Source organism: Mycobacterium sp. 1165178.9, assembly GCF_001673555.1.
Classification (GTDB): domain Bacteria; phylum Actinomycetota; class Actinomycetes; order Mycobacteriales; family Mycobacteriaceae; genus Mycobacterium.
On the sequence record NZ_LZMB01000009.1, the window covers coordinates 1 to 19,138 of the forward strand.

The 19,138-nt window shown below is 67.1% G+C and carries 19 protein-coding genes and 1 pseudogene; 6 read left to right on the forward strand and 14 right to left on the reverse strand.

Going from position 1 to position 19,138, the window contains the following annotated elements; all coding sequences use genetic code 11:
- Positions 1–240: 240 nt before the first annotated feature.
- Entirely contained in the window at positions 241–657 is a 417-nt protein-coding gene (locus tag A5652_RS00575) for a nitroreductase family deazaflavin-dependent oxidoreductase (protein WP_156745074.1), read from the forward strand.
- Here A5652_RS00575 and A5652_RS00580 read toward each other — a convergent pair.
- Genes A5652_RS00580 through A5652_RS00590 form a run of 3 tightly spaced genes read right to left on the reverse strand, consistent with a single transcriptional unit; the run spans position 654 to position 2,617 of the window.
- Entirely contained in the window at positions 654–1,010 is a 357-nt protein-coding gene (locus A5652_RS00580) for a DoxX family protein (protein WP_067345431.1), read from the reverse strand. The two genes, A5652_RS00575 and A5652_RS00580, sit on opposite strands and share 4 nt — an antisense overlap.
- A 9-nt stretch (positions 1,011–1,019) precedes the next feature.
- Positions 1,020–2,144: an SPFH domain-containing protein gene (locus tag A5652_RS00585; RefSeq protein ID WP_067345434.1), complete on the reverse strand. Its 1,125-nt coding sequence runs from the start codon at positions 2,142–2,144 to the stop codon at positions 1,020–1,022.
- A gap of 35 nt (positions 2,145–2,179) precedes the next feature.
- Positions 2,180–2,617 (reverse strand): NfeD family protein, encoded by a 438-nt coding sequence (locus A5652_RS00590; protein WP_067345437.1) that lies wholly within the window; start codon positions 2,615–2,617, stop codon positions 2,180–2,182.
- Positions 2,618–2,674: 57 nt separating this feature from the next.
- Between A5652_RS00590 and A5652_RS00595 the strand changes: the two genes are divergently transcribed.
- Positions 2,675–3,616 carry a hypothetical protein gene (locus A5652_RS00595; protein WP_067345498.1) on the forward strand — a complete coding sequence of 314 codons (942 nt, stop codon included), beginning with the start codon at positions 2,675–2,677 and terminating at the stop codon, positions 3,614–3,616.
- A gap of 24 nt (positions 3,617–3,640) precedes the next feature.
- Here the strand turns inward: A5652_RS00595 and A5652_RS00600 are convergent, their stop codons facing one another.
- The 3 genes from A5652_RS00600 to fabG1 are packed head-to-tail and all read right to left on the reverse strand — an operon-like array spanning position 3,641 to position 6,323.
- A complete protein-coding gene (locus A5652_RS00600; RefSeq protein WP_067345440.1) occupies positions 3,641–4,678 on the reverse strand; it encodes a ferrochelatase in 1,038 nt (345 codons plus the stop codon).
- A 23-nt stretch (positions 4,679–4,701) separates the two neighbouring features.
- Complete coding sequence (gene inhA, locus A5652_RS00605) at positions 4,702–5,511, reverse strand: NADH-dependent enoyl-ACP reductase InhA (RefSeq protein ID WP_067345443.1); 810 nt, start codon at positions 5,509–5,511, stop codon at positions 4,702–4,704.
- A gap of 44 nt (positions 5,512–5,555) precedes the next feature.
- Positions 5,556–6,323, reverse strand: a complete 768-nt coding sequence (gene fabG1, locus A5652_RS00610) for a 3-oxoacyl-ACP reductase FabG1 (RefSeq protein WP_067345447.1) — start codon at positions 6,321–6,323, stop codon at positions 5,556–5,558.
- A gap of 85 nt (positions 6,324–6,408) precedes the next feature.
- Between fabG1 and A5652_RS00615 the strand changes: the two genes are divergently transcribed.
- Positions 6,409–7,947 carry a hypothetical protein gene (locus A5652_RS00615; protein WP_067345451.1) on the forward strand — a complete coding sequence of 513 codons (1,539 nt, stop codon included), beginning with the start codon at positions 6,409–6,411 and terminating at the stop codon, positions 7,945–7,947.
- A 23-nt stretch (positions 7,948–7,970) separates the two neighbouring features.
- Here A5652_RS00615 and A5652_RS00620 read toward each other — a convergent pair whose 3' ends face one another.
- From A5652_RS00620 to A5652_RS00645, 6 genes are all read right to left on the reverse strand, one after another.
- A complete protein-coding gene (locus tag A5652_RS00620; protein ID WP_067345453.1) occupies positions 7,971–8,978 on the reverse strand; it encodes a VWA domain-containing protein in 1,008 nt (335 codons plus the stop codon).
- A complete protein-coding gene (locus A5652_RS00625; RefSeq protein WP_067345457.1) occupies positions 8,975–9,886 on the reverse strand; it encodes a DUF58 domain-containing protein in 912 nt (303 codons plus the stop codon). Before A5652_RS00625 ends, A5652_RS00620 begins: the two co-directional genes overlap by 4 nt.
- Before the next feature lie 53 nt (positions 9,887–9,939).
- Entirely contained in the window at positions 9,940–11,070 is a 1,131-nt protein-coding gene (locus tag A5652_RS00630) for a MoxR family ATPase (protein ID WP_067345461.1), read from the reverse strand.
- Between the two features lie 158 nt (positions 11,071–11,228).
- Complete coding sequence (gene ripB / locus A5652_RS00635; RefSeq protein ID WP_067345464.1) at positions 11,229–11,963, reverse strand: NlpC/P60 family peptidoglycan endopeptidase RipB; 735 nt, start codon at positions 11,961–11,963, stop codon at positions 11,229–11,231.
- A 25-nt stretch (positions 11,964–11,988) separates the two neighbouring features.
- Positions 11,989–13,434 (reverse strand): NlpC/P60 family peptidoglycan endopeptidase RipA, encoded by a 1,446-nt coding sequence (ripA, locus tag A5652_RS00640; protein WP_067345467.1) that lies wholly within the window; start codon positions 13,432–13,434, stop codon positions 11,989–11,991.
- A gap of 239 nt (positions 13,435–13,673) precedes the next feature.
- Positions 13,674–14,261 carry a DUF6676 family protein gene (locus tag A5652_RS00645; RefSeq protein ID WP_067345471.1) on the reverse strand — a complete coding sequence of 196 codons (588 nt, stop codon included), beginning with the start codon at positions 14,259–14,261 and terminating at the stop codon, positions 13,674–13,676.
- Positions 14,262–14,464: 203 nt separating this feature from the next.
- On the opposite strand from A5652_RS00645, the gene A5652_RS00650 reads away from it, so the two are divergent.
- Positions 14,465–17,284, forward strand: a complete 2,820-nt coding sequence (locus A5652_RS00650) for an aconitate hydratase (RefSeq protein ID WP_067345475.1) — start codon at positions 14,465–14,467, stop codon at positions 17,282–17,284.
- Between the two features lie 23 nt (positions 17,285–17,307).
- Complete coding sequence (locus A5652_RS00655) at positions 17,308–17,889, forward strand: TetR/AcrR family transcriptional regulator (RefSeq protein WP_067345486.1); 582 nt, start codon at positions 17,308–17,310, stop codon at positions 17,887–17,889.
- 38 nt (positions 17,890–17,927) lie between these two features.
- On the opposite strand, the gene A5652_RS00660 is transcribed toward A5652_RS00655, so the two are convergent.
- Positions 17,928–18,137 (reverse strand): helix-turn-helix domain-containing protein, encoded by a 210-nt coding sequence (locus tag A5652_RS00660; RefSeq protein WP_067345491.1) that lies wholly within the window; start codon positions 18,135–18,137, stop codon positions 17,928–17,930.
- 104 nt (positions 18,138–18,241) lie between these two features.
- Between A5652_RS00660 and A5652_RS27975 the strand changes: the two are divergent.
- Positions 18,242–18,526: pseudogene (locus A5652_RS27975) on the forward strand (2-isopropylmalate synthase); the annotation flags it as partial.
- On the opposite strand, the gene A5652_RS00670 reads toward A5652_RS27975, so the two are convergent.
- A partial coding sequence (locus A5652_RS00670) for an ATP-binding cassette domain-containing protein (protein ID WP_156745073.1) occupies positions 18,510–19,138 on the reverse strand: 629 nt, incomplete at its 5' end. The pseudogene A5652_RS27975 and the gene A5652_RS00670 sit on opposite strands and share 17 nt — an antisense overlap.

The window sequence follows — 19,138 nt, forward strand, 5'->3', positions numbered from 1 at the left end:
TGAGGGAATCCCGACACCGCCCGCGCCGACACCGGCGTCCCCCACGCCGCATCCCTGACAACTGAGCCTGTCGCCGTCACGATGCCGGACATCGTGACGGCGACAGGCGTCGGCCCAAGTACCGTCTCGGTTGTCCCAACAACCGTGGAGAGCCCCATGACATCGGACAACAGCGGAGCCCGCCGGCTTCCCACCGGCGTCGCCAAGGTCGCCGGCCGGCTGCTGCGCTCGCGCCGCCTCATGCGCGCACCGATCTGGATCTACAAAGCCCGCGCGGGCGCGCTGTTCGGTTCACGCATCCTGTTGCTCGAGCACACCGGCCGCAAGTCGGGACTGCCGCGCTACGCGGTCCTGGAGGTCGTCGACCACTCCCTGCCCGACGTCTACGTCGTAGCCTCGGGCTTCGGCCGAAAAGCCCAGTGGTTCCGCAACATCGAAGCCAATCCCCGGGTGCGCGTCTACGCCGGCAGCCACGCGCCCAAAACCGCCGCCGCGCGCGTGCTGACCACTTCCGAGGCCGATCGCACCCTGGCCGCGTACCGAACCCGCCACCCGAAAGCGTGGGAGCGGATGCGCCCGGTGCTCGAAGACACGCTCGGCGTCCCGATCACCGACACAGGCACTCCGCTGCCGCTGGTCGAGCTGCGCCTGGACTAGTCCTGGTCGGGTCCCTTGATTGTCATCGCGGCGACCAGCGCGAGGAACAGCGCGGCCGGTAGGCCGTTGACGACTTTGTCGCGCACCCGAACGTGCGCGCCGACCGCCAGCACGAAGTACAACGTCAGCATCGCAGTCGTCAGGCGCGCCAGGGCGGGAAAACGGTTGACCGACAGCAATCCGACCGCGGCGGCTGCCTTGACCACTGGCAGCACGGGCCGGATGTTCTCCGGGACCCCAACGGTATCCAGGACCTTCTTGATCGGAGCCACCTGGGCGCCGCACGCTACCGCGTCGGCGGCATGGAACACACCGAGCGCCGTGTAGGTCTTGGGGGAAGTCAACACACTCATTCCGCAATCCTAGGGAGTGAGCTCCCCCGCCGGGCCATCCGCCGGCTGGCGGGCGATCGCCTCCGCCTTGGCCACCGCCTGGGCGATCGCGGGATCGGTTTCGGTGGAGAACCAGTCGGCGACATCGGCGTCGTCGTCGGCGCTGTGCTTGGGAACGTCATCGACGGGCGACGGCTGGAAGCGGAACACGCCGTCCTGACCCGGGGTTCCCAACAGCTTGGTGAAGCCCTGCAACGCCGCGTTGAAGTCACTGGGCACCACCCACACCTTGTTGGCGTCGCCGCGCGCCATCTCTGGCAACGTCTGCAAATACTGGTAGGCCAGCATTTCGGGGGTCGGCCGGCCGGCCTTGATCGCCGCGAACGTCTTCTCGATCGCCTTGGCCTGGCCCTGCGCCTGCAGGTACGCCGCGGCGCGTTCACCCTGGGCGCGCAGCATCCGGGACTGCCGGTCGGCCTCGGCGGCCAGGATCGCGGCCTGCTTGGCGCCCTCGGCGGCCAGGATTTGCGCCTGCTTGTTGCCCTCGGCCTCCTTGATCGCCGCCTCACGCATGCCTTCGGCGGTCAGGATCATCGCCCGCTTCTCACGGTCGGCCTTCATCTGCTTTTCCATCGACGCCTGGATCGAGGGGGGCGGATCGATGCTGCGCAATTCCACTCGGGCGACCCGCAATCCCCAGCGGCCGGTCGCCTCGTCGAGCACGCCGCGCAGTTGCCCGTTGATCTGATCGCGCGACGTCAGCGTCTGCTCGAGCGTCATGCCGCCGACGACGTTGCGCAGCGTGGTGGTGGTGAGCTGCTCGACGCCGACGATGTAGTTGCTGATCTCGTAAACGGCCGCCTGGGGAACGGTGACCTGGAAGTACACCACGGTGTCGATGTTCAGGGTCAGGTTGTCCTCGGTGATCACCGGCTGCGGCGGGAACGACACCACCCGCTCACGCAGATCCACCCTCGCGCGAACCCGATCGATGAACGGCACCAACAACGTCAGCTGCCCGCTGACCGTGCGGCTGTACCGTCCCAGCCGTTCGATCACCGCCGCCTCTGCCTGAGGTATCAGCGCCACGGACTTGGCCACCACGACGATCGCGAAGATCACCAAGACGGCCAGCAGCACCAAACCAGCAACCATAGGAATTCCTTTCTCGCTGAAGTTCTTTGGGGTCGCTACAAACTGCTCTTGAAGACGACCGCGGTAGCGCCGTCGATCTGCATGACGGTGACCGGCTCGCCGGGTTCGTAGACGTCGGCCTCGTTGAGGGGGCGCGCGGACCACACCTGGCCGTCGAGTTTGACCTGGCCCGCATCGCGCCCGACCCGTTCGAGCACCAGCGCGGTCTTGCCCTGCAGGGCCTCGATTCCCAAGCGCGGCGCCTCGGCCGGCGTCAGCCGCCGCCTCAGCGGCGGGCGAACGAGCACCAGCAGCAGCACCGACACGACCAGGAACACCGCCCCGTTCGCCCACGCCGGAAAGTCGGTGACCCAACTGGTTAGCGCCGCGGCCAGTGCACCCCCACCGAGCATCACCAGAAACAAATGGCCGGTGAGCGCCTCCGCACCGGCCAACACCAGCGCGAATATCAGCCAAAGCACCGCGGCGTGCATGCGGCAAGAATACGCGTGATCCGCCTTTGCCGGGCAAAACAACTACACTGCGTGATCGTGTGGTGTCCCAGTGTTTCGCTGTCCCTCTGGGCCAATGCCTGGCTCGCCGGAAAGGCCGCGCCCGACGACGTCCTGGACGCGTTATCCGTTTGGGCGCCAAAGCAATCGGTGACCGCGTATGATGCCGTCGCCGCAGGCCACACCGGGCTGCCCTGGCCTGACGTGAACGACGCCGGGACGGTCACGCTGCTGCAGACATTGCGCGCCGCGATCGGGCGACCGACGCCGTCGTTCGGCGGCGCCGGCTTGATGCGCGGGACGATCAACGTGGTGCTGCCGGTACCCGGCGATGTGCGCGGGCTGGCCCCGGGAACGCAGTTCGAACGGGACGCCCTGGCCGCCGGCGAGGCGGTCATCATCGCCAATCCCCGCAACCCCGGCAGCGCCGTGGGCCTGGTGCCCGAATTCTCCTACGAAGACGAGGACGGGCCCGAGGACTACGAGACGCGGCTGGCGGAATTGTGCGCGCTGACGTGGACCGTGTACTCGCTGCCCGGCGCCCCCGTGCTGGACCACCACGAGCTCGGCGACGCAGAGTACACGCTGCGGTCGGCCGTGCGCTCGGCCGCCGACGCTCTGGGCGCCATCGGACTGGGGGCCGCGGCCACCGACGTCGACGACCCGCGTGGACTGGTCGAGCAACTGCTGGAATCCGCACGGCAACACCGCATTCCCGACCACGCGCCGACGCGCGCGCTGCGGGTGCTGGAGAACGCCGCGCACGTCGACGCCATCATCGCGGTCAGCGCGGGGCTGAGTCGATCGGACTCTGCGGACCGGTTCACCGCGCCCGTCGCGGCCGGCCCCGAACCGTTGGGAACGCAATCGTCGTCCGAGGCGCGCATCGCCAGCGATGCGCTGCGACCCCTGACCGCCGTGGTGCGTTCGGCGCGGATGGCGGCCGTGACCGCGATTTTGCATTCGGCCTGGGGCGACTGATTGGAGCGGGCTAACGCCGGCCGCTCAGCGGTCTGGTCCGGCCGCGCAGTGCGGCGGGCGGCACGGCGCGCCGTTGACGCTTGCCAGGCAGCCCGGTACCCGGTTTTCTCCGGTGGCCCTCTCGGGCGTCCGGCCGTAACGCAGTTCGTCGAGCAGGTCCGCGGCCAGTTGCGCGAAACGCGGGTGGGCGTTGGGCGTCGAAGCCCGCACCATCGACACGCCCGCCGCCTCCGCCTGGGCCGCCAACTCGTTGTCGAGGTCCCACACCACCTCGATGTGGTCGGCCACAAACCCGATCGGGCAGACGAGGACGGCCCTGGTGCCCGCCCGTGCCAAGGCGGCCAGGTGGTCGGCCACGTCAGGCTCCAGCCACGGCACCTGAGGCGGCCCCGACCGAGACTGCCACGCCAGGTCGTAATCGGCGTAACCCGCGGCGGCCGCGACAAGACTTGCGGCGTAGGCGACTTGGCGGCTATAGAGCCGCGGGCCCAGGCGGTCGTCGGCGGCCACCGGGATGGAATGCGCGGTGAACACCAGTCGCGCCGCGGCCTGTTGCTCGGCGGTCAACGCGCCGGAGGCCGCCCCGATGGTGTCGGCAAAGATCCCCACGAACCGCGGGTGGTCGAAATAGGGCCGCAGCTTGACCAATTCCGGCGCATCCGGCCCCGCCGCCTCGCGCGCCCGGGCGATGTCCTCAGCGTATTGCGTGCAGCTGGAATAGCCGCTCCACGCCGACGTGGTGAACACCGCGGCGCGACGAATTCCGTTGTCCCGCATCGTCGCGACTGTGTCTTCGACGTAGGGCTCCCAGTTGCGGTTGCCAAAATAGACCGGCAGGTCCAGGCCGCGGCCTGCTAGCTCGGCACGCAACTGCTCGATCAACGCCAGGTTGATCCGGTTGATGGGTGACACCCCGCCGAAATGCAGGTAGTGCTCGGCGACGTCATCGAGGCGTTCCGGGGGCACGTCGCGGCCCCGGGTGACGTTCTCCAAGAACGGCCGAACCTGCTCGGGACCTTCCGGCCCACCGAAGGACAGCAGCAGGACGGCGTCGAATTCCATTAGGCTTTAAAGCAATTCCGCTTTTATAACAATTGGGTGCTGGCGCCGCCGTCGGCGTAGATGATGGTCCCAGTCGTCGCCGGCAGCCAGTCCGAGAGCAGCGCGCAGACCGTCTTGGCGACCGGCGTCGGGTCCTTCATGTTCCAGCCGATGGGGGCGCGCTGGTCCCAGCCCTCTTCGAGCAGCTGCATCTGCGCGCCGGCCTCTTCGCCGAGCGCCCCGCCGACAATCGCGCTCATTGCGAGAGTCCGGATGGGGCCCGCGGCAACCAGATTGGAGCGCACACCGAACTTGCCCGCTTCACGGGCCACGAACCGGTTGACCGATTCCAGCGCGCTCTTGGCCACCGTCATCCAGTTGTAGGCCGGCATCGCGCGGCTGGGGTCGAAGTCCATGCCCACGATGGAGCCGCCGGGATTCATGATCGGCAGCGTCGCCTTGGCCAGCGAGGCATACGAATACGCAGAGATGTGAATGCCTTTGGAGACGTCCTCGTAGGGCGCGTCAAAGAATGGGTTGATGCCCATGCCCGTCTGCGGCATGAAACCGATCGAGTGCACCACACCGTCGAGCTTGTTGCCCTGGCCGATCTCGGCCGTTATGCGCTCGGCGAGCGAGTTCAGGTGCTCCTCGTTTTGCACGTCGAGTTCGATCAGCGGCGCCTTGTCCGGTAGCCGGTCGGCGATGCGCTGAATCAGGCGCAACCGGTCGAACCCGGTGAGCACCAACTGCGCACCCGCCTCCTGGGCCGCCTTGGCGATGTGAAACGCGATCGACGAATCGGTGATGATCCCGGAGATCAGAATCCGTTTGCCGTCGAGCAGTCCTGCCATGTCCGTCCTCGAATCTGGTTGAAACCCTTGCGTGGTGGCTGAATTCAGTGGCCCATGCCCATGCCACCGTCGACCGGGATGACCGCGCCGGCGATGTAACTGGCGTCCTCGGAGGCCAGGAAGCTGACCACCCCGGCGACCTCGGCGGCGGTGCCGACCCGCTTGGCGGGGATGAATTCCAGTGCGCCCGTCTGAATCCGTTCATCGAGTGCGCGGGTCATCTCGGTGTCGATGTAGCCGGGGGCCACCACATTCGCGGTCACCCCAGCCTTCGACAGCTCCCGCGAGATCGAGCGGGCCATGCCGATCAGGCCGGCTTTGGCGGCCGCGTAGTTGGACTGGTTGCCGATGCCCCAGCTGCCGGAGACCGAACCGATGTAAATGATTCGGCCGAACCGCTTTTTCTGCATGCTGCGCGCCGCGCGCTGGGTCACCCGGAACGCCCCGGTGAGGTTGGCGTTGATGACCTCCTCGAACCGCTCCTCGGTCATCCGGATGAGGAATGCGTCCTTGGAGATGCCGGCGTTGGACACCAGCACCTCGACCGCGCCCTGATGCTCCTCGACCTCTTTGAAGGCGCGGTCCACGGCGTCGTTGTCGGTGACGTCACACTCGACGCCGAACAACCCGTCGGGCGCCCCGGACCCGCGGTGGGTGACGGCCACCTTGTGGCCATCGGCGGCCAGCCGCTGCGCGATCGCCAGCCCGATCCCCCGGTTTCCGCCGGTGACCAGGACCGAACGGGAGACGAAGGCCGGCTTGCCGCCGTTGCCGGCGGCCTCGGAAGCGTTCTCGGTGGCTGCGTCAGTCACCCGGCCAACTTATCGCCTCGGCCGGCCGGGGCTGTAATCGGCTCAGTGCGAGCGCCGCCCAGCGTCCCCCTAGGATCGCAGGTACATGGCCGACCAGTCGACCCGTCCCACATCCACCGCCCAAGCCGCGAAGCTCTTTGCCGCGTGTGGCGGCGGCCTGCTAGTTCTGCTGTTGCTGCGTAACAGCGATTTGTTCACTCGCGCGATTTTTGAAGCCGGCGACCCCGCGTCCAACTCGATGCTCACTCTCGAGGCGAAGCACTTCGCGTTGACGACCGGCCACTACTCGCGGGTCGGCTTTCACCATCCGGGCCCGGCGTTCTTCTACATTCAGGCCGCCGGCGAATGGCTGTTGCACGACGTCACGCACCTCGTTCCGGCGCCCTACAACGGCCAGGTGATTGCGATCATGGCCCTCAACGCCGCCCTGCTCGCACTTGCGCTGGTGATCCTCTATAGATGGATGGGCTCGTCGCCCGCTGTGTTGACCGCTGCCGGCGTCATGTTGATCTTCGTCGCGTTGCACAAGCAGCTCGTCTGCTCCACCTGGATTCCCTACGCCTGTTTCGCGCCTTTCCTGCTCCTCCTGTTTGCGGTCGCCTCGGTTGCGGCCGGGCGGCTGCGCCACCTTTGGGTCATGGTGTTCGCCGGCGGCCTACTGGTACACGGGCACGCCGAGTTTCTGGTTCTGGTGCCGCTGCTCGCACTGGTCGCATTGATCCCGCAGCGGCGCAGGCTGGTTGCGCACCGCCGCGACGTCCTGGTCGCGGCCGGCGTGCTGGCGTTATTCCTGCTGCCGATTGTGCTCAATGAAATCCTTCGCTGGCCGGGAGAGATCCCGAAATACTTCTCCTACGGCCACCGCGCCCCCAATCCTGCGGTCGACGCAGCACGCTTCCTCGTCCAGTTCTGGGGCCCGACGACCTTGCTGGGCTCGCTGGTCCTGCTCGTGCTGTTCTGCGCGAATTTCGCGCTGATCCGCGCCCTGCCGGACTCGGCGGGGAGCGCTTCGCGCGACTTCTCGGGTCGCCTGCTACGGGTGACCGGTATCGCGACCGTGTTGGTCGGCCTCTACTCCTGGTACGGGGTGGACCAACTTTATGCGTCCTACATTGGCACCTTCTTTTTTGCGCTGCCGGTGGCATTGCTCATGCTCGGCTCGTCGATGGTGGTGCTGACGGCGCGCCACCAGCCCTGGCTAAGCCGACTGCCGGTTGCCGCGGCCGGATTGAGCCTGGCCGTGGCAGTAGTCCTCGCGGTCACGACACCGGGTCTGCGCAGGGACCGCGACGAGTTGAGTGGCGTGCCCGTCGCACTCGACTACCTGGCCGCGCACGCCCGCGGTAAGCCGATAGTGCTCGAGACCCGCACCGACGAATCATGGGCCGACGCGCTCGCGCTCCTGGTCGCCGCCACCCGGAACGGACAGCGCGCCTGCCTGGCGCAAGACCGCTGGCGGCTGCGGGCAATTCCGCGGTTCATGTGCACGCCGCAGGAGCTGGCCGGCGGGGCGCGCTTCACGCTCAGTCGCGTCGACCCGGTGTCACCCGGCACCCCCGTGGTGCCGAATCTCAACCCGATCCCCGCCTCGTATCCGCCCTCGGCGGTCATCGCCGCCGGCTGACCGTCATCCTGGGCGACACGGCGTCAGGTCGGCAGGCGACGGTTGATCAGCAGCGCCGCCAGCGCCGCCAGCGCCAAGACCAGCGCACCCAGCCGGACCCAGCCCACGCTCGCATCGCCCTTGATGGTCTCGTAGCCGATCTGCTGCTGCAGCGTCGCGTACACGGATTTCAGTTCCTGCAATGAGGCGGCGCTGTACGCATTTCCGCCCGAAAGCTGGGCGACCTTCTTCAGTGTCTCGTCGTCGACGGGCACCGGCTGGCGCTGGTCGTTGATCTCGACGAAGCCGTACGGGGTGCCGAACGAGATGGTCGAGATCGGCACGCCCTGGTCCTTGGCGGTGCGCGCGGCGGTGAAGGCGCCCTTGGGGTTGTCCGGGTTGGTCGGCATCGTCTCCTTGCCGTCGGAGAACAACACGATGCGCGCCGGCGGCGGTTTGTCGCCACCGCCGATCACCGCGCCGACCGTCGCGATGGCCTGCAGGGCAGTGAAGATGCCCTCCCCGGTGGCGGTGCGGTCGGCGAACTGAAGCTTGTCCAGCGCGGTCTTCGTCGATTCCCGATTGGTCGTCGGCGAGACCAACACCGTCGCCGTCCCCGCGTAAGCGATCAGCCCGAGGTTGATTCCGGGGGTCAGTTCGTCAGCGAACTGCTTTGCGGCCTCCTGCGCGGCCGCCATCCGGTTGGGCTGGACATCGGTGGCCCGCATGGACTGCGAGACGTCGATGACGAGCATCACCACCGCACGGTTGCGGGGAATGCGGACGTCGTTCGTCGGGCCCGCCATCGCAATGGTGAACAGCACCAGCGACGCGATGAGCAGAATCGCCGGCAGGTGCCGCCACTTGGGTGGCCGTTTGGGGGCGACGCTTTCCAGCAGCTCCATGTTGGCGAACCGCAGCATGCGCCGCTGTCTGGCCAACTGCATCAGGATGTAGAGCGCGGCCAGCCCGAAGACGACGAGCAGGAACAGGAAGAACCACGAATGTTCAAAGCCCGACAAAGACATTGGGCCGAGTAGGGGCAGCGTCACTGCCGCCCTGCCAGTGCGCCGCGGCGGCGGGACTCGACAAACCGCACGATATCGGCGATCCAGTCACGGTCGGTGCGCAGCGTCAGTATCGGGGCCCCGCAGCTGCGGATGGTGCGCGCCACCTCGGCGCGGTGCGCCGCGGCCGCCTTGGCGAAGTCGTCGCGCAGCTGGGCGTCGATGGTGAATTCCCGGGTGACGCCGGACTCGGCGTCCTGCAGCACCACGTCGCCGATGTCGGGCAGCTCGACGTCACGGGGATCGAGCACCTCGACGGCCAATACCTCGTGCCGGGCCGCGACGGCCCGCAGCGGCCGCGTCCAGTTGATCGGCCCGAGGAAGTCGCTGATGATCACGGCCATGCCACGGCGGCGTTCCGGGCGGCGCAACGCGTCGATCGCCGTCGCCAGATCGCCGCGCACCCCGACCGGAGCTCGGGGAGTGGTGGCGATGGTGCGCAGCAGCGTCTGCTCGTGCTGGCGCCCGGAGCGGGCGGGCACCCGGGTGATGTTGGCGCCGGTGGAGACGATCGCGCCGAGCCGATTGCCGCCTCCGCTGTTGAGGAAGGTGATCGCGGCCGCGGCCGCGACGGCCAGGTCCCGCTTCTCGCACACGGTGGTACCGAAGTCGAGGCTGGCCGACATGTCGATCACCAGCCACGTTTCCAGCTCACGGTCGGCGATCATCTGCCGCACGTGCGGGTGCGTCGTGCGCGCGGTGACGGCCCAGTCCATGCGGCGGACGTCGTCGCCGGGCTGGTACTCGCGCGACTCCCCCGGCTCCGAGCCCGGGCCCGGGATCAGGCCGAGGTGATCGCCGTGCAGCACGCCGTCGAGCTTGCGTTTGACGGTGAGTTCGAGCGTGCGCAGCGCCGCCGACAGCTTCGGGTCATCGATCTGGCCGCGCTGCATCGATGGCGGATGAACAGTAGCCGCGGGGCCGCCCGCGGCGGATTTACCGTCGGTCACCGACTGCTGGCCGCGCCGGCGGGTTGCATCACCGGGGGCACCGAATGACCTTGCTGCGGAACGGCATTCACCTGAGGCAGAGCCACCGTCTGCAGCACCCGGTTGATGACGATCTCCGGTGAGATCTCGTCGGCCAGCGCGTCGTAGGTGAGCACCAGCCGGTGGCGCAGCACGTCGGGAATGACGTCCACGACGTCTTGCGGAATCACGTAGTCACGCCCGCGGACCAGCGCCAGCGACCGGGCCCCGGCGATGATGCCCAGCGAGGCGCGCGGGGAGGCGCCGAACGAGATCCAGGTCTTCACGTCGTTCATGCCGAGCTGCTCGGGGTGACGGGTGGCGGTCACCACGCGCACGACGTAGTCCACCAACGCGTGGTGGACGAAGACGTTGGCCGCGATGTCCTGTAGCCGCAGCAGGTCGCCGGTGTTCAGGATCTGCTTGGGCTCCGGCGGGCGCACGCCCATCCGGTAGATGATCTCGCGCTCCTCCTCCGGCGACGGGTAGCCGACGTTGATCTTGAACAGGAAGCGGTCGCGCTGGGCTTCGGGCAGCGGGTACACACCCTCGTGCTCGATCGGGTTCTGCGTCGCCATCACAAGGAACGGGTTGGGCAGCGGATAGCTCTTGCCGCCGATCGATACCTTGCGTTCCTGCATGACCTCCAGCAGCGCCGACTGCACCTTGGCCGGCGCGCGGTTGATCTCGTCGGCGAGCAGGAAGTTGACCACCACCGGGCCGAGCTCGGTGTCGAACTCCTCCTTGCCCTGCCGGTAGATGCGGGTACCGATGATGTCGGTGGGCACCAGGTCGGGCGTGAACTGGATGCGCGCGAACGTCCCGCCGACCACCTTGGCGAAGGTCTCCACGGCCAGCGTCTTGGCAACGCCGGGGACACCCTCGAGCAGCACGTGCCCCTTGGACAGCAGGCCCACCAGCATGCGCTCCACGAGCTGGTCCTGGCCGACGATGATCCGCTTGACCTCGAAGATGGCCCGCTCCAGGGTCTGTACCTCGGCGGCCAGTCCATTGCCGCCGCCCGCCGGCGCTTCGTGAGCCGGGCCGGTTTGTCCGCCCGGGCCCGAGTAACCGCTGGCGCCTGGCGGCGGCCCACCTGCTGCTGTCATGAACTGCTACCTTCCACGGCTCAACCGACAAAGCTCATCGGACACGACTGCTGGCACGACGGATGTCGTGGGGCAGGGACGTGCCCGCGTCCAACTATTCCAGGCCCACCGAATTCCGTCGACGCTGGTGCACCCGCCGCGGCACCATGGCCGCGGGGTCAGTACTCGATGATCCTGGTCAGGAACGGGGTCATGCCGGGCTTACGAACCGGGCTGACCGTAACCTTCGCGGCACTGCCCGATGCCTCGAGCATCTGACCGTTGCCCAGGTACATGGTGACGTGCTGGCTGCCGTTCGGGCCGTAGAAGATCAGGTCGCCGCGCCTGGCCTGATCCTGCGGGATGTGGCGCCCGGCGTTGTACTGGTCACCGGAGAACCGCGGGATCAGCACGCCGACGCCGGCGAACCCGTACCGCATCAGGCCCGAACAGTCGAAGCCGGTGATGTTGGCGCCGTCGCCGACACCCTTGCTCGGGCCTTCCAGCGAACCACCACCCCAGGAATACGGCACTCCCATCTGCGAGCCCATCCGGCGAATCACGTACTCGATGGCCTGCCGGCCGTTCGCGCGCGGAATCTTGCCGCCGGGGTTGCCGGGAGAGGCCGCCGCGGCGGGAGGATCGCCGCCGAGGTTGATCCCGAGCCCGCTCAAGAATTGTTTGCCCAGATCCATCGTGGTCTGGGTGGCCTGGGCGGTGGCCTGTAGCGAGGCGTTGGCGACGGCGAGCGGGTCGCCCGGCGCGCCGGCACTGATCTGGGCCGGCAGGGTGGGGTCCCACTCGCCGGGGTCGGCTGCGGCAAAGGGAGCCGGGGCGGCAGGAAAAAACATCAGCCCGGTCACCACCGCGGTGATCCAGGCGAGGTTGATGAGACGAAACCGATTGCGGCGCATGGCTCCTCGTTCAGCACTCACTCGATCACCACTCGATGTACCGGACCACGTAGGGCGTCATGCCGCTGGTACGCACCGGAGCGACACGGACCTTCAACCCGATGTCGGGCGCCTCGAGCATCTGGCCGTCGCCGAGGTAGATCGTCACGTGCTGGCTGCCGCCCGGGCCGTAGAAGATGACGTCGCCGCGGCGCATCTGAGAGGACGGGATCTTGCGGCCCAGGTTGTACTGCGATCCCGAGTAGTGCGGCAGCTTGATGCCCACCCCGGCGAACGAATAGAGCACCAGGCCCGAACAGTCGAAGCCGGTGATGTTGGCACCGGAGTCGATGCCCTTACTCGGGCCGGCCGCGTTGCCGCCGCCCCAGGAGTAGGGCACGCCGATTTGCGACATGCCGCGCCGGATCACGTATTCGGTGGCCTGCCGCCCGTACACCCGGGGGATGCGCCCCCCGACGCCGCCGGGCGACGCGTTGGTGATGCCGGTGTCGTCGGGCTTGAGGATGCCCATCTGCTGCAGGAAATTGCGACCCAAGCCGGCGGTGACCTGAGTGGAGGTGGCCGAGATGCCGAGCACCTGATTGATCACCGCGATCGGGTCGCCGGGAACGTTGGCGCTCGGGATCATCGGCAACGTCGGGTCCCATGCGCCATCCCACTGACGGCCACCTGACGACGGAGGCCCGCCCGGCGATCCGGTCTCCCACCGGTCACCCGACGCCGGTGCTCCTGGGCCGCCGGCGCCTGCGGACCAGAGACGTGCGGCCTCGCGCTTGGCGGCTTCGAGCTTGACCTGAGCCCGATCTCGTTCGGCGGCAAGGCGAATGATGTCTTCGCGTTGCTGGTCGAACTTCTGCTTGGAGTTGGTCAGCGCCCGCACCGCGGCGTCCTGGCTTGACTTGGCGTCGGCGGCGGCCTTGTCGGCGTTCTGCTTGGCCAGCCGCGCCGCCGATTCCTTGTTCACCTGCTCGGTGCGGGCATGCTGCAGCTTGGCCATCACGGTCTGCGAGCTCGTGGTCAGGTTCTTGGCGGCGGCTTCGGTGGCGATGATGTCGTCGGGGCTGCTCGCCGTCAGGTAACTGTTCGACGGACCATTCATATAGGTGGCCGCCGCGAAGGTGTCGAAGCGGTGCTGCGCCCCGGCGATGGCGATGTTGGCGTCTTTGACCGACTGCTGGCTGGCCTCAAGGTCGTGCTGTGCGGTGGCCGCGTTGTCCCGCGCGGTCTCGACATCGACCAAGGCCTTGTTGACGCTTTCTTGTTCGGTCTGGATCTCGGCGCTCAGGTTTTGCAGCCGCTGGTTGGCTTTGGCGACGTCGGCGATGAGTCCGGCCAGGTTGTCGGCGGTGGGATCGGCTTCCGCGAGGCCGGGCGTCGCTATCAAAAGTGCCAGGCTCAAAACGGATGGGACGACAGGCCGCACCAGCCTCGCGGCCGGTCGCGCAGAAGACCCCCAGCGTGTGCGTCTCATTCGACTCAGGTCTCCTACGGCTCAACACGACGGGTGGCGCCAGCCACAGATTCCCCGAAAGGCGCCAAAGACAACACCAGCATCATTTGCACCGTACGTCACACCGATGGGCGTGCAAACGCCCCACCGAAATCGCACTCTCTACGTGCGTTTAATGTGACCGAACGGTGACCTGACCGGTTTGCCGCAGGATGTCGGGACGGTTCGCCGATGGAACCCGAAGAAGCGAATACCCGTGCTTACACGGCGGTATTGGGGTCGGCGGCGGCGGTTGCCGCGGTATCGTCGGACGTTGCTGAACGCCTGCTACGCAACTGCAACAACCGGGTGCCGACGGCCGCGGCGAAGACGGCGATCAACAGGAAAATCGTCAGGCCGGTCCAGGGAAACTCGGGCGTGTCCAACTCGTGCAGGAAATGTTGCGCGGAGACCACCGGGTTGCCCGTTTTGGCGTTGTCCTCCCCGGCCTCGAGCGTGACGCGGGGGAACTGTGTGCTGTAGCTGCCGACGTAGCTCGGGCTGAGTGTCAGCACCGTCGCGTCGTGGTAGTCCGCACCGACCACCGTCGAGATGTCGCGCAGCGGGGTGTCGTTCGGGGGGTTGTGGTCGAGCAGCACGATCTTGAGGTTGATGCCCTCGGCGTGAGCGTGGTTGACCACGTCGAGCAATCCGGGCATTGCCGCCGGCGGCGCGCTGACTCCGGTCGCGGCGACCTGAGCCTTCACCATGGCCATGTCGACGTCCACCGGAATGTAGAGCGGCAGCACCGGGTGCGAGAACACGGTGTCCTGCGGTAGCGGTGCAACGAACGAATCGTGCCCGGTCATCTGCGCCTCCTGCGGTAGTGCTAGAGGCACCGTACGCGACTTCACCGTCGGGGGTTTAAACCGGCGGCCGCGGCGATAAGACTGATTTCACGAGTGCCGTCGTAATGCAGGACAAGCGTACTGTTAAAGTCGGCACGATAGTTTGGACGACCCGCCGACGCCAGCCCGTCGCGGCGGGAGAACTAAAGACTCTGGGAGTTGAAGTGACTGATTCCGTGAATTCGTTCGAAGCCCGCGACACCCTTGAGGTCGGCGACCAGAGTTACCAGATCTATCGTCTCGACGCCGTTCCCAACACCGAGAAACTCCCCTACAGCCTCAAGGTGCTGGCCGAGAACCTGTTGCGCAATGAAGACGGCAGCAACATCACGAAGGATCACATCGAGGCCATCGCGAACTGGGATCCCAAGGCGGAGCCCAGTATTGAGATCCAGTACACGCCCGCCCGCGTGGTGATGCAGGACTTCACCGGTGTGCCGTGCATCGTGGACCTGGCCACCATGCGCGAGGCGATCGGCGACCTCGGTGGTAAGGCGGACAAGGTCAACCCCCTCGCCCCCGCCGACCTCGTGATCGACCACTCGGTGATCGCCGACCTGTTCGGCACCGCGGACGCATTCGAGCGCAACGTCGAGATCGAGTATCAGCGCAACGGCGAGCGCTATCAGTTCCTGCGCTGGGGCCAGGGAGCCTTTCAGGACTTCAAGGTGGTGCCCCCGGGCACCGGCATCGTGCATCAGGTCAACATCGAGTACCTGGCCAGCGTGGTCATGACCCGCGACGGCGTCGCCTATCCCGACACCTGTGTCGGAACCGACTCGCACACCACAATGGTCAACGGCCTTGGCGTGCTGGGCTGGGGCGTCGGCGGTATCGAGGCCGAGGCCGCAATGCTGGGCCAGCCGGTGTCGATGCTGATCCCGCGGGTCGTGGGCTTCAAGCTGACCGGTGAGATCCAGGCGGGCGTCACGGCCACCGACGTCGTGCTGACCGTCACCGAGATGCTGCGCAAGCACGGCGTGGTCGGCAAGTTCGTCGAGTTCTACGGCAAGGGCGTGTCGGAAGTTCCGCTGGCCAACCGCGCCACGCTGGGCAACATGAGCCCCGAATTCGGTTCCACCGCAGCAATTTTCCCGATCGATGAGGAGACCATCTCTTACCTGAAGTTCACCGGCCGCACCGAGGCGCAACTGGCGCTCGTGGAGGCCTACGCCAAGGAGCAGGGGCTGTGGCACGACCCCGACCACGAGCCCGCGTTCTCCGAGTACCTCGAGCTCGACCTGTCCACCGTGGTGCCGTCGATCGCCGGTCCCAAGCGCCCGCAGGACCGAATCGCCTTGTCCGCCGCCAAGTCCACCTTCCGTGAGCAGATCCACAGCTATGTCGATGGTGACGCGGACGGAGAGCAGGGCTACTCGAAGCTGGACGAGTCGGTCGAGGAGACGTTCCCGGCCAGCGATCCAGGCGCGGTGTCGAACGGACATGCCGACGATGTTCCGGAGGTGCATTCGGCGGCCGCACATGCCAAGGGTCGCCCGAGTAACCCGGTCACGGTGCGCTCTGACGAGCGAGGCGAATTCGTGCTCGATCACGGCGCGGTGGTGATCGCCGCGGTGACGTCGTGCACCAACACCTCCAACCCCGAGGTCATGCTGGGCGCCGCGCTGCTGGCGCGCAACGCCGTCGAGAAGGGACTTACGTCCAAGCCGTGGGTGAAAACCACCATGGCGCCGGGCTCGCAGGTGGTCAACGACTACTACGACAAGGCGGGTCTGTGGCCCTATTTGGAGAAGCTGGGCTTCTACCTGGTCGGCTACGGGTGCACCACCTGCATCGGCAACTCGGGTCCGTTGCCCGACGAAATCTCAAAGGCCATCAACGACAACGACCTTTCGGTGACCGCCGTGCTCTCGGGTAACCGGAACTTCGAGGGCCGCATCAACCCCGACGTCAAGATGAACTACCTGGCGTCGCCGCCGCTGGTGGTGGCTTACGCGCTGGCCGGAACCATGGACTTCGACTTCGACTCACAGCCGCTCGGTAAGGACAAGGAGGGCAATGACGTCTTCCTGAAAGACATCTGGCCGTCGCAGCAGGACGTCTCCGACACCATCGCCTCGGCGATCAACTCCGAGATGTTCACCAAGAACTACGGCGATGTGTTCAAGGGCGACGAGCGGTGGCGCAACCTGCCCACCCCAAGCGGCAACACCTTTGAGTGGAATGCCGATTCGACGTACGTGCGTAAGCCCCCGTATTTCGAGGGCATGCCGGCCGAGCCCGAGCCGGTCGTCGACATCACCGGCGCCCGGGTGCTGGCGCTGCTGGGCGATTCGGTGACCACCGACCACATCTCCCCGGCCAGCAGCATCAAGCCGGGGACCCCGGCCGCGCAGTACCTCGACGAGCACGGCGTGGAGCGCAAGGACTACAACTCGTTTGGCTCGCGGCGCGGCAACCACGAGGTGATGATCCGCGGCACGTTCGCCAACATCAGGTTGCGCAACCTGCTGCTCGACGACGTGTCGGGCGGTTACACTCGCGACTTCACCCAGGAGGACGCACCGCAAGCGTTCATTTATGACGCAGCGCAAAACTATGCCGCGCAAGACATTCCGTTGGTGGTGCTGGGCGGCAAGGAGTATGGGTCGGGCTCGTCCCGGGACTGGGCCGCCAAGGGGACGCGGCTGCTCGGCGTCCGCGCGGTGATCGCCGAGTCATTCGAACGGATTCACCGCTCCAACCTGATCGGCATGGGCGTGATCCCGTTGCAGTTCCCCGACGGGAAGTCGGCCAAGGATCTGGGGCTGGACGGCACCGAGGTGTTCGACATCACCGGGATCGAAGAGCTGAACAACGGCAAGACGCCAAAGACGGTGCACGTCAAGGCGAGCAAGGATTCCGGCGGCGACGCCGTCGAGTTCGACGCGGTGGTGCGCATCGACACCCCGGGGGAGGCCGACTATTACCGCAACGGCGGCATCTTGCAGTACGTGCTGCGCAACATGCTCAAGTCCGGCTAACCCCGACCCGGTTCCAGTCACCCGTGCCTAAGGTCAGCGAGGACCATCTGGCGGCGCGCCGCCGCCAGATTCTCGACGGCGCCCGCCGTTGCTTTGCCGAATACGGTTACGACAAAGCCACGGTGCGCCGATTAGAGAAGGCGATCGGGATGTCGCGTGGCGCGATCTTCCACCACTTCCGGGACAAGGACGCGCTGTTCTTCGCCCTCGCCCACCAGGACGCCGAGCGGATGGCCGATGTGGCTTCCCGCGCGGGACTCATCCAGGTGATGCGCGACATGCTGGCCGCGCCGGACCAGTTCGATTGGCTGGCCACCAGATTGGAGATCGCGCGCAAGCTGCGCAACGATCCCGCATTCAGCCAGGGTTGGGCGGAGCGTTCCGCCGAGCTTGCGGCGGCGACCACCGATCGGCTGCGCCGGCAGACGGAGGCACACCGGGTGCGCGACGACGTGCCCGGCGACGTGCTGCAGTGCTACCTGGAATTAGTGCTCGACGGCCTGGTGGCCAGGTCGGCGGCCGGCGAGGACCCGCAGCGGTTATCCGCGGTCCTCGACCTGGTGGAAAACTCGGTGCGGCGCAACGATTCTGAGGAGCGGGCGTAGCGCCACTGCGACCAACGGGACACGATTTCGGGGTGACCCTACGCCCGCACGGTTTTGGCTGTTCGGTTGGGGCCGCCGCGGCTTCGCATCGTGGTGCCCGATTCCCGCAACAAGCTATGGATCGACCCGTACGACCTGCCGGTCTTCGCGACCAGGCTGCGGATACTCGCGCCGCCTTCGTAGGCGTGGCGCAGCTCGTCCAATAACTGGTCGCGTGTCTTGGCCGACCTGCGCGGCGTTCTCTTCATGGCTCCTCCGCCCCGGGACACGATCGCAAGCACCCAGAGTAAAAAGCCGCGGTCGACCGCGGGCCGATTTCGCCGAATCGCCTGCGCCGGCGTGACGCGAAGTAGTGGCGATCGCGAGCGCGGCGCAGCCGGGCGAAGCGGGTCGCCACCATGAAGTAGTGGCGATCGCGAGCGCGGCGCAGCCGGGCGAAGCGGGTCGCCACCATGAAGTAGTGGCGATCGCGAGCGCGGCGCAGCCGGGCGAAGCGGGTCGCCACCATGAAGTAGTGGCGATCGCGAGCGCGGCGCAGCCGGGCGAAGCGGGTCGCCACCATGAAGTAGTGGCGATCGCGAGCGCGGCGCAGCCGGGCGAAGCGGGTCGCCACCATCAACTCAGGCCAGCTCGATGAGATCCCGATATTCGTCGGACCAGAAGTCCTCGGTTCCGTCGGGCAGCAGCACGACGCGCTGCGGGTCGAGTGCCTCGGCGGCACCGGGGTCGTGCGTCACCAAGACCACCGCGCCCCGGTAACTGCGCAGGGCATCGAGCACCTGCTCGCGCGAGGCCGGGTCGAGATTGTTCGTCGGCTCGTCGAGCAACAGCACGTTCGCGGTGGAGGCCACCAAACCGGCCAGCGCCAGCCGGGTCTTCTCACCGCCGGACAGGGTGCCCGCCGCCTGATCGAGTTGGGCACCGCTGAACATGAACGCGCCCAGCAGGCCGCGCAGATCCTGCTCACCGGAATCCGGTGCGGCGTGGCGGATGTTCTCCCACACGGTCGCATCGTTGTCGAGCGTGTCGTGTTCCTGGGCGAAGTAGCCGATCCGCAGTCCGTGCCCGGGCTCGAGTCCTCCGGTGTCGGGGGCCTCGGTGCCGGCCAGGATCCTCAGCAGGGTGGTCTTGCCGGCGCCGTTGAGGCCCAGCACCACCACCCGCGAGCCCCGGTCGATCGCCAGGTCGACGCCCGTGAACACCTCCAGCGATCCGTAGGATTTGCTCAATCCAGTGGCCACCAGCGGCG

Bases quoted from the DNA above. Each gene is read 5' to 3' on its own strand.
- A5652_RS00615 (WP_067345451.1), top strand. From the start codon at position 6,409: ATGGCCGACCAGTCGACCCGTCCCACATCCACCGCCCAAGCCGCGAAG.
- A5652_RS00630 (WP_067345461.1), bottom strand. From the start codon at position 11,070: ATGACAGCAGCAGGTGGGCCGCCGCCAGGCGCCAGCGGTTACTCGGGC.
- A5652_RS00585 (WP_067345434.1), bottom strand. From the start codon at position 2,144: ATGGTTGCTGGTTTGGTGCTGCTGGCCGTCTTGGTGATCTTCGCGATC.
- A5652_RS00660 (WP_067345491.1), bottom strand. From the start codon at position 18,137: ATGAAGAGAACGCCGCGCAGGTCGGCCAAGACACGCGACCAGTTATTG.
- A5652_RS00580 (WP_067345431.1), bottom strand. From the start codon at position 1,010: ATGAGTGTGTTGACTTCCCCCAAGACCTACACGGCGCTCGGTGTGTTC.
- ripB (WP_067345464.1), bottom strand. From the start codon at position 11,963: ATGCGCCGCAATCGGTTTCGTCTCATCAACCTCGCCTGGATCACCGCG.
- A5652_RS00645 (WP_067345471.1), bottom strand. From the start codon at position 14,261: ATGACCGGGCACGATTCGTTCGTTGCACCGCTACCGCAGGACACCGTG.
- A5652_RS00575 (WP_156745074.1), top strand. From the start codon at position 241: ATGCGCGCACCGATCTGGATCTACAAAGCCCGCGCGGGCGCGCTGTTC.
- A5652_RS00625 (WP_067345457.1), bottom strand. From the start codon at position 9,886: ATGCAGCGCGGCCAGATCGATGACCCGAAGCTGTCGGCGGCGCTGCGC.
- ripA (WP_067345467.1), bottom strand. From the start codon at position 13,434: ATGAGACGCACACGCTGGGGGTCTTCTGCGCGACCGGCCGCGAGGCTG.
- inhA (WP_067345443.1), bottom strand. From the start codon at position 5,511: ATGGCAGGACTGCTCGACGGCAAACGGATTCTGATCTCCGGGATCATC.
- A5652_RS00590 (WP_067345437.1), bottom strand. From the start codon at position 2,617: ATGCACGCCGCGGTGCTTTGGCTGATATTCGCGCTGGTGTTGGCCGGT.
- A5652_RS00600 (WP_067345440.1), bottom strand. From the start codon at position 4,678: ATGGAATTCGACGCCGTCCTGCTGCTGTCCTTCGGTGGGCCGGAAGGT.